At 29.7% G+C, this 14,169-nt stretch carries 15 protein-coding genes; all 15 read right to left on the bottom strand.

Features of this window, described 5'->3' with window-relative positions; translation table 11 throughout:
• Positions 1–231: 231 nt before the first annotated feature.
• Positions 232–1,239 carry a UDP-glucose 4-epimerase GalE gene (gene galE, locus ACN0WY_RS12065; protein WP_417800506.1) on the bottom strand — a complete coding sequence of 336 codons (1,008 nt, stop codon included), beginning with the start codon at positions 1,237–1,239 and terminating at the stop codon, positions 232–234.
• Between the two features lie 2 nt (positions 1,240–1,241).
• The gene (locus ACN0WY_RS12060; RefSeq protein WP_417800505.1) at positions 1,242–1,793 is read right to left on the bottom strand and encodes a sugar transferase; all 552 of its coding nucleotides are present in this window, start codon (positions 1,791–1,793) and stop codon (positions 1,242–1,244) included.
• A gap of 2 nt (positions 1,794–1,795) precedes the next feature.
• A complete protein-coding gene (locus tag ACN0WY_RS12055; RefSeq protein WP_417800504.1) occupies positions 1,796–2,716 on the bottom strand; it encodes an NAD-dependent epimerase/dehydratase family protein in 921 nt (306 codons plus the stop codon).
• Positions 2,717–3,964: a glycosyltransferase family 4 protein gene (locus ACN0WY_RS12050; RefSeq protein ID WP_417800503.1), complete on the bottom strand. Its 1,248-nt coding sequence runs from the start codon at positions 3,962–3,964 to the stop codon at positions 2,717–2,719. It lies immediately after the preceding gene.
• Positions 3,957–5,090, bottom strand: a complete 1,134-nt coding sequence (gene wecB / locus ACN0WY_RS12045) for a non-hydrolyzing UDP-N-acetylglucosamine 2-epimerase (protein WP_417800502.1) — start codon at positions 5,088–5,090, stop codon at positions 3,957–3,959. Before wecB ends, ACN0WY_RS12050 begins: the two co-directional genes overlap by 8 nt.
• Before the next feature lie 124 nt (positions 5,091–5,214).
• Positions 5,215–5,433 carry a four helix bundle protein gene (locus ACN0WY_RS12040; RefSeq protein WP_208638717.1) on the bottom strand — a complete coding sequence of 73 codons (219 nt, stop codon included), beginning with the start codon at positions 5,431–5,433 and terminating at the stop codon, positions 5,215–5,217.
• 99 nt (positions 5,434–5,532) lie between these two features.
• Positions 5,533–6,666, bottom strand: coding sequence for an NAD-dependent epimerase/dehydratase family protein (locus ACN0WY_RS12035; protein ID WP_417800501.1), 1,134 nt, complete (start codon positions 6,664–6,666; stop codon positions 5,533–5,535).
• Positions 6,654–7,082, bottom strand: coding sequence for a dTDP-4-dehydrorhamnose 3,5-epimerase family protein (locus tag ACN0WY_RS12030; RefSeq protein WP_417800500.1), 429 nt, complete (start codon positions 7,080–7,082; stop codon positions 6,654–6,656). Before ACN0WY_RS12030 ends, ACN0WY_RS12035 begins: the two co-directional genes overlap by 13 nt.
• Complete coding sequence (locus ACN0WY_RS12025) at positions 7,082–8,089, bottom strand: polysaccharide biosynthesis protein (RefSeq protein ID WP_417800499.1); 1,008 nt, start codon at positions 8,087–8,089, stop codon at positions 7,082–7,084. Before ACN0WY_RS12025 ends, ACN0WY_RS12030 begins: the two co-directional genes overlap by 1 nt.
• Positions 8,082–8,972 (bottom strand): glycosyltransferase family 2 protein, encoded by an 891-nt coding sequence (locus tag ACN0WY_RS12020; RefSeq protein WP_417800498.1) that lies wholly within the window; start codon positions 8,970–8,972, stop codon positions 8,082–8,084. The genes ACN0WY_RS12025 and ACN0WY_RS12020 overlap by 8 nt, the downstream gene beginning before the upstream one ends.
• Complete coding sequence (locus ACN0WY_RS12015) at positions 8,948–10,054, bottom strand: glycosyltransferase family 4 protein (RefSeq protein WP_417800497.1); 1,107 nt, start codon at positions 10,052–10,054, stop codon at positions 8,948–8,950. The genes ACN0WY_RS12020 and ACN0WY_RS12015 overlap by 25 nt, the downstream gene beginning before the upstream one ends.
• Position 10,055: 1 nt before the next feature.
• Complete coding sequence (locus ACN0WY_RS12010) at positions 10,056–11,135, bottom strand: glycosyltransferase family 4 protein (RefSeq protein ID WP_417800496.1); 1,080 nt, start codon at positions 11,133–11,135, stop codon at positions 10,056–10,058.
• A gap of 1 nt (position 11,136) precedes the next feature.
• A complete protein-coding gene (locus ACN0WY_RS12005) occupies positions 11,137–12,153 on the bottom strand; it encodes an O-antigen ligase family protein (protein ID WP_417800495.1) in 1,017 nt (338 codons plus the stop codon).
• Positions 12,154–12,292: 139 nt separating this feature from the next.
• Entirely contained in the window at positions 12,293–12,799 is a 507-nt protein-coding gene (locus tag ACN0WY_RS12000) for an acyltransferase (RefSeq protein WP_417800494.1), read from the bottom strand.
• Positions 12,796–14,085, bottom strand: coding sequence for an oligosaccharide flippase family protein (locus ACN0WY_RS11995; protein WP_417800493.1), 1,290 nt, complete (start codon positions 14,083–14,085; stop codon positions 12,796–12,798). The genes ACN0WY_RS12000 and ACN0WY_RS11995 overlap by 4 nt, the downstream gene beginning before the upstream one ends.
• Positions 14,086–14,169 lie beyond the last annotated feature (84 nt).

The raw sequence follows: 14,169 nt of genomic DNA, 5'->3' as shown, positions 1-14,169 counted from the left end.
CGTACGCAAACCTTCGCGGCGTTTCACGCCTGAATCTCGAAGCTTTTGCATCCTATTCTTTGAAAAAGAAATTCTCTCCTTTCAATCAAAATAACAAACAAAAAGTCATTTCGAACTGAATGATAACGAATGTGAGAAATCTTATTAAAAGGAGTAACTCACAACTTTAAGATTTAACTACACTAAACCTAAAGGTTTCTCCCTACAGTCGAAATGACAAGTTTCTTATTATTACTGTTTTTGTTGCCATTTCCAAGCTGAAAGCAACGCTTCTTCTAGTGTCTCTTGAGGTTTCCAACCTAATACTTTATTAGCTTTTGTAGTATCTGCATACGCCGCTGTAATATCCCCTTCTCTTCTATCAGTTATTTTATAATTTAACGATTGTTGGGTAACCTTTTCAAAAGTTTTTATAATCTCCATTACAGAGCTTCCTTTTCCTGTACCTACATTAAAAAATTCGAAATTTTCTTCATTTTCTTTATTCAATAAACGTTCCAAAGCTTTTACATGCGCTTTTGCTAAATCAACTACATGAATATAATCACGAATGGCTGTCCCGTCTGGAGTTGGATAATCATCTCCAAAAACTGCTAATTTCTCTCTAATTCCTACCGCTGTTTGTGTGATAAATGGAATCAAATTTTGAGGAACTCCTAATGGTAATTCTCCAATTTTTACAGATTTATGTGCTCCTATAGGATTAAAGTATCGCAAAGCTATGGCATTCATATTATACGCCTTACAACTATCTTTTATAATCTCCTCTCCTATTTGTTTGGTATTCCCATAAGGAGACTCTGCTGGTTTAATAGGTACCTGTTCAGTAATTGGCAACTCATCTGCTTGTCCATATACAGTACACGACGAACTGAAGATAAAATGATCAATGTTTCGATCTTTCATTTCTTGTAACAGATACACTAAGGCGTTAATATTATTTTCATAATAATCCAACGGTTTTTGCACACTTTCGCCTACTGCTTTAAAAGCTGCAAAGTGTATCACTCCATCAATTACGTTTTCATTGAAAAAGTTGTGTACAGTCTCTTTATCTCGTAAATCTATTTGATGAAAATCCGGTTTAACATTGGTAATCTCCGTGATTTGATCTAACACTTCTATTTTTGAATTCGATAAATCATCAATAATCACCACATCAAAACCTGCGTTTTGTAACTCAACCACCACATGTGAACCAATAAAACCTAAACCGCCTGTTACTAGTATTTTTTTCATTGCTAATTTTTTATTCTATCTCCAGCTCCTTTACCACCAACTGTAGCAAAAATAAATTGAAAATATTTTTTTATTGTTAGCGACTCTAACATTTCAGCATCAACCTCTGCTAATTTTTTAGGAGTAGACATATCTATTTCGTTTATTTGAGCCAAACCTGTTATTCCAGGCAAAAAATCATAAACCCTTCTTTTATCCCTTTCTTCAATCAACTCTTTTTGATTAAAAAGATTGGGTCTTGGACCTACTAAACTCATATCCCCCTTTAACACATTAATTAACTGAGGTAACTCATCTAATTTAGATTTTCTTAAAAAAGATCCTAACTTGGTAACAGAACTACTATTTGCCAAATGAGTTGCCACAGATTTTGTATTCACACCCATAGTTCGATATTTCAATAGGGTAAATGGCTTTTGATTTTTCCCCACCCTTTCTTGCTTAAAAATTGGCGATCCAGTATCAAAAAGGCCTAAAATGTAAACCATTAAGCCTATAGGCCATAAAACTAATATTCCAAATAACGAGAATATAAAATCAAAAAATCGTATCATAATTATTCCGTAAAGCTTTTAATTGTTTTTATTATTCCTTCTCTAGTACTCAATGGAAACTCATCAATTCCTAAAGCACTTTTTATTTTTTTGTTAGAAACCACATAATTCTCTGTTAATTTTTGAACTCTTTCTGAATTAATTGGAAAAGGTATTATGTCTCCAAGTTTAGCTAACAGATTGATGAGTGGTTTCGGTGTATTAATTATCCTTACTTTTTTATCGGCTCCAACACTTATTACTTTCACCAATTCATTTGTTGATAGAGAATCATCATCTGCTACATTATACACACCTGATGGAATATCATTTTTCTCTAATAATTTCTTAATTACAAAACACAAATTTTCAACCGACACAAAAGAACGTTGGTTTTTAAACCTTCCAAATGGATAAGGAATACCTTTACTAACAAAATTGTATAATAAATTTAGGTTTCCTTTATTATTTGGGCCGTGAATCATGCAAGGTCTTAAAATGTATACTCGTTTATTATTTGGAAATGTTTTGCTTAAAATATATTCTTCAGCAGCTATCTTAGATTTTCCATAAGCTGTTATAGGGTTGGGAATAACTTCCTCTATAAGTTCTGTTTCTACCTCATCAGCAACAGCTTTTACAGAACTCATAAAAATAAATGTTTCACTATTACTTTCTAAAAACTTATCAAATAGTTTTTTAGTTAACTCTGTATTTACCTCAAAATATTCTTTTTCTTTTGTTGTATTTTTTACATCATGGGCTTTACCTGCCAAGTGAATGAAAGCTTTTGTATTTAATGAAATAATCTTATCAATCTCTTGATAAGGTCGTAAACTACCATTAGCCTTTCTAGAAACCCCAATTAAGGAATACTCGCCCTCAAGGTATTTTTTTAAATTAACACCTACAAACCCCGTTATACCTGTAACTAGCACATCCATCTATTCTAAAAGTTTCTTTACCAAATTTACATATTGAGATGTTACAACTTCTTTCGAATAAGATTGTTTAACAACTTCAACTCCCCTTTCTCCCATCTCTTGTAAATCTGTTTTACTTGATTTTCTTAAAAATCTTGCAAAATCATGAACTCTTTTCGAGCTATCTGTTTCATTTGATATAAACGAACAATTTTTATCAATTAAAAAATTAACAATTGGAGTGTTTGAACTCGATGCTATTAGCATTGGTTTACCACATGCCATTATTGTATATACCTTAGAAGGGAAGCCATGAGCATCTAACCTTGGATTCATAAATATAAATTGAATATCAGAATAGGCTAGTAACTTAGGTATCTTTTTTCTTTCTTGATAAGGAAGAATGTATAACTTATTTAATTTATGGTCTATTTTAGCCTTTATTATTTTTTCTTTTAAAGCTCCATCTCCTATTACAAAAAAACTAAATTTCTCATCCTTTAACTCTATAGCTAGTCTTATTAGAGTATCCCATTCTTGAGCTAATCCAATATTCCCCGCATACATTAATTTGACATCATCTGTATTAGGAAAATCCGTATCACTTAAATCATTACTTTCTATATCTATTGGTTTATATAGTTCTGTATCTACAAAATTAGGAATAATACTAAGCTTGCTTCTATCTTTAAACCTAGTCATTATTGTTTCGTAAAATATGTTATCTATTGTCGTTACTGCATTTGAAAAATTATAAACAAAACTTTCCATTCTCTTTAACAGTTTTATCAATGTATTAGACTTCAACCCTCCATTTGATATTAGTAAATCAGGATATATTTCTTGTACATTGTAGATAACTTTTGCTCCTTTTAATTTTCCTAATATGACATTTAAAAAACCTAACGTCAAAGGAGGTGAAGGAGATAAGATTACTTTTACATTTTTCTCAAAAAGAATCAGAAAAAAAGACATTATATGGAAAAAGACAAACCCCAGTAATCTTTTAAAAGTATTTTTATACTTCTTTTGATTAATGTGGTTTACAGGTATCCCTTTATAATCACTAACATAAAACAACCCTAAAAACTTCTTTTTAAATAGTTTTTTTTCATCATCACTTTTTTGATAATTATAGTGAGGGGTTGTTGTATACACAACAACATCAAACCCTGACACCTTAAGCTTAGTTGCAATATCATTATATAAATACGCTGTTGAAACACCATCTGGGTTAAATACTAAACTATGTATTAAAACTTTACTCACTCCAAACTACTCTTTTTACATAATCTGTATAGGAAAGAATAATTCTTACCATTTTCTCACTTACATTTGGCATAGAATAATCATATACTTCTCTAAAATTTCTTTTAGGACTTCTTTCTTGAACATCTAAAGCTACTAACCCTTGCATTATACGCTCTGGATTTAATCCTACCATCATTACAGATGTTTCTTCCATTGCTTCTGGACGCTCATGAGCCTCACGAATATTCAATGCAGGAAAATTCAATATCGATGATTCTTCCGAAATAGTTCCAGAATCAGATAACACTGCAAAGGAGTGCATTTGTAACGCATTGTAATCTGAAAAACCAAGTGGCTTTAAAAACTGAATATTTTTGTGTGTTTTTACCTCTTTACTATCCAACATATTTCTTGTTCTTGGATGTGTAGAAACAATAATTGGATAATCATAAGTTTCTGCTATTTGATTCAGAGAGTCTATTAATCCTTTAAAGTTTTTTGGATTGCTAATATTTTCTTCTCTATGTGATGATACTACAAAGAATTTATGCTTTTCTAATCCTAGTTTTTCTAACACATTAGAAGCTTCAATTTTAGGTAAAAACTTATGCAATACTTCATACATTGGGCTTCCTGTTTTAATCACTCTATCAGGTGATAATCCTTCTCTTAATAGATATTCTCTTGCAATAGAGCTATATGTCAAATTAATATCCGCAACATGATCTACAATTTTACGGTTGGTTTCTTCGGGAACTCTTTGATCAAAACAACGGTTTCCTGCTTCCATATGAAACACAGGAATTTTACGTTTTTTAGCAGGAATAGCACACAAACAAGAATTGGTATCTCCTAAGACCAAAAATGCATCTGGATTTTCTTTTTCTAAAATTGGATCTATTTTTATTAAAATATTTCCAACAGTTTCTGTTGCATTTTTTCCAGCTGCTTCTAAGAAATAATCAGGCTTGCGCAATCCTAAATCTTCAAAAAAGATTTCGTTTAGCTCGTAATCGTAATTTTGTCCTGTATGTACTAATACATGCTCTATTGCTTCATTCTTATCTAATGCAATTAAGGTACATGATAACCTAATAATTTCTGGTCGTGTTCCAACAACCGTTACTACTTTTAATTTTTTCATTAGTGACTAGTGATTCATAATTGGTAATTAGTGATTGGTATTTTTTACAGACCAAATCAAAAACCTTGTATCATTTTTGAAATACCTTCTAATTCTTCCAATAATTCTTTTGAATCTATTTTATTTAAAATTCTAAATTTTCTGATATTCTAATTTGTGTATCTAGCTCTGATACACTTGACAAAGCTATATATAAAAATTGAATAAATCCTTTACTATGATTTCTAGCAGCCCATTCAGCAATATTTGATGGTATAGAAACTGCTGATCTTCTGATTTGATTTATCAAACCAAACTTCTCACTTTCTGGATAGCTATTTGTAATCGTATAAATGGTAGTCACAAAATTAAGCGCTTGTTGCTAAACAATTAAATCTTTATGTGTTTTCATTCTACTAATTACTTTTTCACTAATAACTAACCTCTTCTCTCTATTAACTAACTATACTTCTACAAAATATGTATCAGCATCTGCTGGATTGTATGGCTCATTAATCCAAAACAAGGTTATTAATTCTGTCTCACCAATATTTGTAATGTTATGTGTATACCAAATTGGCATATCAACATAGGCAGGTTCAGTTCCATCTAGTATATACTCAATTACCTCTTCCGAGTCAATTTTTCTTAGTTTTATAGATGCTTTCCCACTAATAACAGCAAAACGCTCTACCTTTCTTGTATGATAATGATTTCCACGTGTAATACCAGGTACTGTTGTTGAATAGGATGACTGTCCAGCGGTTCCTGCTCGCATAATTTCTACAAAAGCACCACGATTATCTGAATGTTTCGTAAACTTTCTTGGGAAATATGCTTTCGGTATAAAACTAGTAAATGTATTGAATAAATCTAATTCAAACGAATGTAAATCTACTTTTGGTACTTGACCATTATCAACATATTGCACTTTGAACTCTTTTAGTAACTCTAATATTTCAGAGACTTTTCTTGACGAAGTATGAGGCACAACCAAAGATTTTATAGTTTGCTTTTCTTTAGAAATAATTTTGTTATGAAAAACCTCCGATAGCTCATTAATATATATCAAGTTTACCAAGCTATCATTAATAATGGTTGGAGTTTCATTATTTATTATTTTATAACAAAAAGTTGCAATGAAGGAATTGTAATTTGGCTTCCCAAAGGGACCAAATACATTTGGAATAAGTAACGACGTTACCTCAGCTCCTGTTTTCGATGCCCAACTTTCTAATAATTGTCTTCCATCTCTTTTTGACTTACCATACAAATTATCTCTTTCTTCTTGTGTAGAAGATGAAAAAATAATTTTTGGTATTGAGTTGGTAGCTTCACAAGAAGCTATTAACTTCTGAACTAAACCTACATTTGTATTATAAATTACCTGCTCATCTTCATGGCGATTCATGGCCGCTATGTGAACAATGACATCACATGATTTTACAAATTTTTGAAGTGCTATCTCATTCTCAAAATAACTTCTTTCAAAATTGATACGATCTATTATACCTTCTTTTGTTCCTAAAAAATTATATAGATGACTTCCCATGAAACCACCTTGTCCTGTGATTCCTACTCTTATTAATTTTCCCATTGGGTCCATTTATTTTGATCAAATCGAATTTGATCGTTTTCTATTTCATTGAATCCGTAATTTGATAAAATCATCAATTTAGCATCTTTTTCTAAGGCTTTAAAGCCATTTGCAAAACCCTTAGGAATATAAAGTATTTGCTGTTTATTCTCAGTTAATTTATATTCAGAAACTTTCAAGTTATCTGATGGCGATTCCCAACTATCAATTTCAACCAATTTTACAGTAAAACTACCTCTTACACAATAAAACCAACGACTCTCAATAGTATGTCCTTGCCAAGCTCTAACCACATCTGTATCAAAATGTGTCGTAAAATATACCCGCTTAATTGGAGACATATCAAATTCATTAAAGAATTCTAATTTTCCTCGCTCATCAACATGTTTTCCACCTTCAATTAAATTAGGTTTCATTAGCTATTTAAGTTTTCTTTAATGTAATCTAAATTTAAAAGTAGTTCTTTCATTCCTTCTACATCTAATCGTTCGGTATTATGCGAATGATAATCTTCTATAGCAGACACGTCTTCTTCCCCTTCAGAAAAATATTTTGCATAATTCAAATCACGATTATCTGCCGGCACTCTATAAAAATCCCCCATATCTTCTGCTTTAATCATTTCTTCACGTGTACACAAGGTTTCATATAGTTTCTCTCCATGACGAGTTCCTATTACTTTTACAGGCACTTCTTTACCAGTAATTTCAATTAAAGCTTTAGCTAAGTTCTCTATTGTTCCTGCAGGTGCTTTATTAACAAATAAATCTCCTGGATTCGCATTCTCAAAGGCAAACAACACCAAATCTACTGCATCTTCCAATGACATAAAGAAACGTGACATATTAGGGTCTGTTACCGTAATTGACTCTCCTTTTTGAATTTGTGATAAAAACAAAGGAATTACCGAACCTCTCGATGCCATGACATTTCCATAACGCGTCAAACATACCACTGTATCTTTTAAATTCCTTGCTTCTGCTATAGCAACCTTTTCCATCATTGCTTTGGAAATTCCCATTGCATTGATTGGATATGCTGCTTTATCTGTTGATAGACAAATTACTTTTTTAACCCCATTAGCAGCTGCAGCTCGTATCACATTTTGAGTTCCTTCTACATTTGTTTTTACTGCTTCCATAGGAAAAAACTCGCAAGAGGGCACTTGTTTTAATGCTGCTGCATGAAAAACATAATCTACGCCGCGAGTTGCTAACTCTAATGAATGTAAGTTTCTTACATCTCCTATATAATATTTTATTTTATCATTTTTGTAGAAATTACGCATGTCGTCTTGTTTTTTCTCGTCTCGAGAAAAAATACGTATTTCTTTAAAATGATCTGTATGCAAAAACCTGTTAAGTACAGCAGTTCCAAAAGAACCTGTACCACCTGTTATTAATAATGTTTTGTTCTTAAGCATTGTTCAATTCTTCAAAAATTATTTCCTTAATTTCTTTATTTTCTTTTATTGCTATATATTCAATTTGATATTCTTTAGCATCAATTAAAAACTGATACCAAAAACTCTGCAAGAAATGCCATATTAAACCCTCTCTCCCATCTAGAAAACCTAAACTAAAAAAATATCTATAACTAAATAAAAAAAATGGACGAATGAATCTAGGAAATTTTAAATATACCTCTTTTAATCTACTGTATTTTGGTTTCAAAATTTCATCAGAAAATTTATATTTATTATTTAGTCTTATGAGTACTTCCCTTGTTGCATAATTGTTATGTTTTTGGGTCCAAAAAGTTAGGGTGTTTAAATTCTCATCAACAAAGTCATTCTCTAAAATTATACTTTCTCCTTTACGTACTCTAATATGCTCGTCCATCCAACTATCCTCCATATATCCATGTTTAGTTCTAAAAACCCGAGGTAAAACAAGAGGATAATAACCTCTCTTCACCCATTTCCCCATAAAATATAATCTTAACTTAAGATACAATAAAGATACATTTGGCTTTACCCTAGAAAGTTTAATTACCAATTCTTCTCTTAAGCTTTCTAACAAATACTCATCAGCATCTAATTTTATGGTCCATTCTGTATTAATATCGCATTCATTTAAAGCCCATTGAAATTGTTTTGCTTGATTGATAAATTTATTTTGAAAAACATCAGCTCCTTTCGATTTGGCTATATCTACCGTGTCATCATCTGAATAAGAATCTACCACAACAACTCTTGAAGATATATCTTTTACACTATTAATACATCTCTCAATATGTTTGGATTCATTATATGTTAAAATTATAGTTGTTAAATCTTGTTTTATACATTGTACTCCTGAATCCATTTATTAATATTTTTATCTACATCATATTTTTTCAATACATGAGAATATGCTTTTCTTCTCATCTCAATGTACTCTTTTTTATCCATAGTTAGTACCTCATCAATTTTACTTGCAATACTCTCAGGTGTATTATCTATCCAAAAACCTGACTTCTCTTTTTCTAACTCATTCCATGGGGTTCCTTTTGATGTTATTACTGGAGTCCCCTGAGCCATTGATTCAACAACCACAGCTCCAAAGTTCTCAGACTCTGAAACTAAAAAACTAAAAAAACTCTCCGCATAAAGTCTTTGCTTTTCATCACCTTCAACTCTTCTATTTAATAAAAAAACTTTATTTTCTAATTTTTCTTCCTTTATAATATCATTTAACTCATCTCTATACTTTTCATCTCCAACTCCAGCTATTTTTAAAAAAAAATCACTTTCCTTAAACTCATTAGACATTGACAATCCATATATTAAATTATGAATTGATTTTATCTTATGTATTCTACCTACAAAAAGTAACTGTTTTTTATACTCTATTTTTTTCTTTTGTGGTAACTCTATGTAGTTAGGTAACTCAATAATTGATACTTCTTCTCCTAGTACTCTTATAATATTATTTGTTTCTGAAGTTGAGGTAGAATGAAAAATTATTTTATTTTTAAACATTCTAATTATTTTTAGAAAAATATTTTTCCCTTTTTTTCTTCTATGAGATAAAGCATAATCCTCTAATTCCCCTCTTACTGACCAAATAATTTTCTTCTTAAAAAACAACGATGCTAAGGCTATTGGCAATGATATTATATCAAATAAACTTGTCAAATGAACTATATCTACTTTTTTTAATTCAGAAAATGATTCATGTAATATCTTAAATGGATATTTATTTCTATTTGTGTAACATACTTTTATTCCATCTATATTTAACCATTCATCAAATTTATAACTTGAATCTTTAATGTCTTTGGAAGTTGTAACCACACTTACTTCTATATTTTTTTTCACTAATGCCTTTGCCAACCAATAAACTGTATTAGATGGACCACCAGATTGTGCTGGGTAAAAAGTACCTATAGGAAATAGTATCTTCATATCAAATCCAAGGAGCTTTAGGTTTATCTCCTTTTATATTTTCTACATATTCAATTACATCTATAAAATATTTCACTCCTTTTTTTGCAGAAATGTTATCACTCCAATTTATTATTTGATTTCTTTCTGATTTTACTTTTAACTTATTGTTCCATTTTACTAATTCTACTTTCAAATTATTCTTACTCCATTTAAAACTAGTTCCTCTAATCTGTCCATCCAACAAAACACTTGCTCCACAATTCTTAGTACAAATCACTGGAGTTCCCACTTGAATAGATTCATTTACTATTGCTCCCCAGCCATCAAAAACACTTGGTAAAACTAATAAATCGGAAGAAGCAACTAAATCTAAAACTTTATCATTAGCTAATACTCCCATATATTCAATTTTATCAGGGTAATTCGTCTGATATTTGATTACCTCTTCTTTTAACCTTCCATTTCCTACTACTTTTATCTTGGTGTTTTTCAACCCAACAACTACTTCTAATAATTCTAAAATTCTTTTTCTTTCAATTAGTTGTCCTACAAAAATCAGATTAAACATTCCTCTTTCTTTTTCTACAAACTCCATTTCCTCCTTTCTTTTTGTGAAATATGCCCAAGTAAAAATCTTCTCTTCTTTATAACCTGTTCTTAAATACCAATTAAACCCTAAGTTTCCTATTCCTAAAACAAAATTCACATATCTACCATACTTAATATAATGTAACCATGACCTATAAAACCTAAGTTTCCCTTTAAGTCCTAAGTCATTATATGGTTCTGACATAAGCCCAACCCTTCTTCTATTTTTAATCGCAAATTGAAAGAGTTTCTTATACTTATTACTATTATGTATGCCAGAAAAAACATAATATGGCTTTTCTTTTGTTAATATAAAATCACTTATTTCAGAATAATCATGTCTTAACTTAATTATTGTATCTCCATAATCAGGTAAAGCCCATCCTTGTTTTTTTCTTTCTTCAGAAAGTTTTTCTTCTATAAACAAATAAACTTCATTATTTTTTGACAGTTCTTTAAAAAAAACTGCAAAATGTATTGATAAAATTCTTTGAAAAAAAACAAATACCATACTATATATTCTTTATCTTACTTAATTGTACTAAACTATACTCCGCGCCTAATGACAACCAATAAACTAAAGCTAAAATAGAGCCTGAGGCAAAAATATAACCTTCAGAAATAAAACTTATTAGAAAAAACATATTAACGCAAAATACTTTAACAGAAAAAGGTTCTTGTTTTTTAGCTAAACTAAAGCCTTTTGAATATATAGGCCACAAAAAAACAAAAAACGAAATACATCCTAAAAACCCTGTCATTGATAATATCGACAACCAAGAACTACCAGGTTCAATTCCTCCAGTTTCAACATTGAATCCAGTATCACTAGTTTTTAGGTCGATTGAAGCAAAACCTATACCAACTATAGGGCTTTTTTCAAATTCCAATATTCGATTATTCCAATGTTCTTGGCGAGTATTATTAACTGATTTATTTTTTAAACTATCAAATATTGCTAAATTGGAATATTCTGATAGATCAATAAAAATTACTTGAAAAACAAATAATACTGAAAAGGCAAAAGCAGAATACAACAATAACTGCTTCCTGTATCTAATATAAGTTACTACTGTTGAAACTATAATCAAAGAAAACAATGCAGTTCTAGACGCTGTCAAAATACAAACAACCACAGAAATCGAAAAAAACAGTAAACTTTTAATTTTATTTGTTTTAAAAAAGTAGTTTATTAAAAACGAAACTGCTGAAATTCCCGCAATTGGTCCTAAAAGCATCGAGTGATATGATGCTCCAGTAAAAATTCCTCTACCTAAATTAGGCAGTCCAATTATATACCAACAAAAAGATATTATCGTTATTACTGACATTGCTTTTAATGTCCAATAAAAAGCACTTACTCGAAAATTAATAAAACTTTTATTGTATATAAGAGGACCAAAAAGCATAACAACTAAAAGCCAAGCAACCCATCTCATATTTGAATTAAAAACTTCATCTATATCATTCAATAATATACTCATCCCTGTAATTGTAATAAAAAATAAAGCTTTAAAATTAATATTCAATCTCGAAAACTTTCTTAACTGAAAAATTAACACAAAGACAATAACAGGGTAATATATTTTTTCAATATTTTGATCTACTTTTAGCAAAAGACTCAAAAAAACAGTAATAAAACAGATAAAAATATAATCAATAAATTTTCTACTCCCTAACATATCTTCTAATTTCTCTTGCCGGATTGCCTCCAACTATAGTATAAGCTTCAACATCTTTATTTACAACTGCTCCTGCTGCAATTATTGCCATATCTCCAATAGTAACCCCTCCCAAAATTATAGCTCCAGCACAAATCCAAACACCATCACCTATTACAATGTCTTTAGAATATCCTTTCCCTGCTACACGTTCTCCTTTAAAATCAATTTTATGTGTTCCTGAAATTATTTGAACATTAGAGGAAATATCACATTTTTCTCCAATAGAAATATTACTATCCCCTCCACTTATAAAGGTATTTGCCCCTATAAATGTATCATGCCCTATACTTAAATTAATTTCGCCGAGTATTTCAACCGAAGAAAACAATCTTACACTTTTATGAATATTATACCCTATCAATCTATATATTTTAGTTGTCAAATATGGTAGAGAAAAGTCTGGTAATAATTTCAAAAACTTTCTTAAAAAATAATTCAACCCTTTTTTCATAAATCTTTTTTTATTTTAATCAAGCTTGGTAAAAAGACTAAAAACAAAAAAACTATTAGATTAAAAAATATAAACCCATTTAACCCAAATATTTTGTATCCTAAAATTTTCGCTCCAATTGAAATTATAGCATAAGCACTAAAAATAATTATTTGAAATTTCAAATAATTAGCTGCATTCAAATATGATGACAATACATTAAACATTGATAAAACCATCATTAACAAACCTACTATAATAAAACTGATTTTATTAAAATTGTTTTCAAATTTTAACCAAATTAACAAAATTTCATTTCCAAACAGCAACATACTTCCTATCACAACAAAAAAAGATAAACCAACTATTATCAAGCTCTTTTTTAAGACAGAAAAAATCCAAATCTTATCTTTCTTTTCTATGGCATCTCCAAAAGCAGGCCAAAGCGTTGTACTCAACATCATAATAAACACATTACTTAACTCAAAAGGTTTTAACAAAACCTCATAATTGGTAACTTCCAATGGACTAGATAATGAAGCTAATATAATTTTATCAAAACTCCTTCCAAAAAGATAAGCAATATTCATTAATAAGAATTGGCTGCCAGTAAAAAAGATATTTTTCAAAATCTTAAATGCAAAAGAAACATTCTTAGAAAACATCATTTTAAAAGAAAATCTTTCAGGCCAACTAAGTGAGTAAAAAACGATATTTAATAAATTAGACACGATATACGGAGCAAAAAAAGCTACTACAAACCATTTAAAATCTGCTTTAATTTTTACTAAAATAAATAATGCAATGAATGTTATTAACTTCTGAAATAACTCCCAGAAATGAAATATATAATTATTTAAAAAAGCAAATTGTACTTTCTGTATTATTGAAAAAGGAATATTCAACACGAAAAAAAATGTCGCAATAAAAACAATGGGACTTACCTCTAAAATATCCGTATTTAGTAATTGATTCCAGTCTACAAAAACAATAAAAACAGAGAGAACTCCAAAAATAATTAGGCTTATTACAGATAAAAAAATAAAAGTACTTTTTATTGACTCTTGTCTCTTTTTTTTATCTTCTTTATTTTTTATCAAATAGTTCAAGAGCCCATTTGAAAGTCCTAAATCAGCAAAACTTAAATAAGAAACAATTCCTATTATAATACTCCAAATACCAAATTTCTCCTTCCCGAAATACTTTAACAATAAAGGAGTAATAAAAATTAACGTTAGAAGACCAATTACCCTTGCTAAAAAAGAAGCAGAAAAAGATTTTAAAACAAAGTAGTTTCTACTTTTCATTCAATTATTTTTTTTCATACCAAAGAGTTTTATCTACCAACTCTATTAAACCCTATAACACCTTTACTTTGCTACCCCTTCGTT

Source organism: Tenacibaculum sp. (assembly GCF_048269885.1).
In the GTDB taxonomy this organism is placed as follows: Bacteria; Bacteroidota; Bacteroidia; order Flavobacteriales; family Flavobacteriaceae; genus Polaribacter.
This window is presented reverse-complemented; position numbering and strand designations above follow the sequence as displayed.

Coding starts and splice junctions, on each gene's coding strand:
- galE (WP_417800506.1), bottom strand. CDS start 1,239: ATGAAAAAAATACTAGTAACAGGCGGTTTAGGTTTTATTGGTTCACAT.
- ACN0WY_RS12060 (WP_417800505.1), bottom strand. CDS start 1,793: ATGATACGATTTTTTGATTTTATATTCTCGTTATTTGGAATATTAGTT.
- ACN0WY_RS12055 (WP_417800504.1), bottom strand. CDS start 2,716: ATGGATGTGCTAGTTACAGGTATAACGGGGTTTGTAGGTGTTAATTTA.
- wecB (WP_417800502.1), bottom strand. CDS start 5,090: ATGAAAAAATTAAAAGTAGTAACGGTTGTTGGAACACGACCAGAAATT.
- ACN0WY_RS12035 (WP_417800501.1), bottom strand. CDS start 6,666: ATGGGAAAATTAATAAGAGTAGGAATCACAGGACAAGGTGGTTTCATG.
- ACN0WY_RS12030 (WP_417800500.1), bottom strand. CDS start 7,082: ATGAAACCTAATTTAATTGAAGGTGGAAAACATGTTGATGAGCGAGGA.
- ACN0WY_RS12025 (WP_417800499.1), bottom strand. CDS start 8,089: ATGCTTAAGAACAAAACATTATTAATAACAGGTGGTACAGGTTCTTTT.
- ACN0WY_RS12020 (WP_417800498.1), bottom strand. CDS start 8,972: ATGGATTCAGGAGTACAATGTATAAAACAAGATTTAACAACTATAATT.
- ACN0WY_RS12015 (WP_417800497.1), bottom strand. CDS start 10,054: ATGAAGATACTATTTCCTATAGGTACTTTTTACCCAGCACAATCTGGT.
- ACN0WY_RS12010 (WP_417800496.1), bottom strand. CDS start 11,135: ATGGTATTTGTTTTTTTTCAAAGAATTTTATCAATACATTTTGCAGTT.
- ACN0WY_RS12000 (WP_417800494.1), bottom strand. CDS start 12,799: ATGAAAAAAGGGTTGAATTATTTTTTAAGAAAGTTTTTGAAATTATTA.
- ACN0WY_RS11995 (WP_417800493.1), bottom strand. CDS start 14,085: ATGAAAAGTAGAAACTACTTTGTTTTAAAATCTTTTTCTGCTTCTTTT.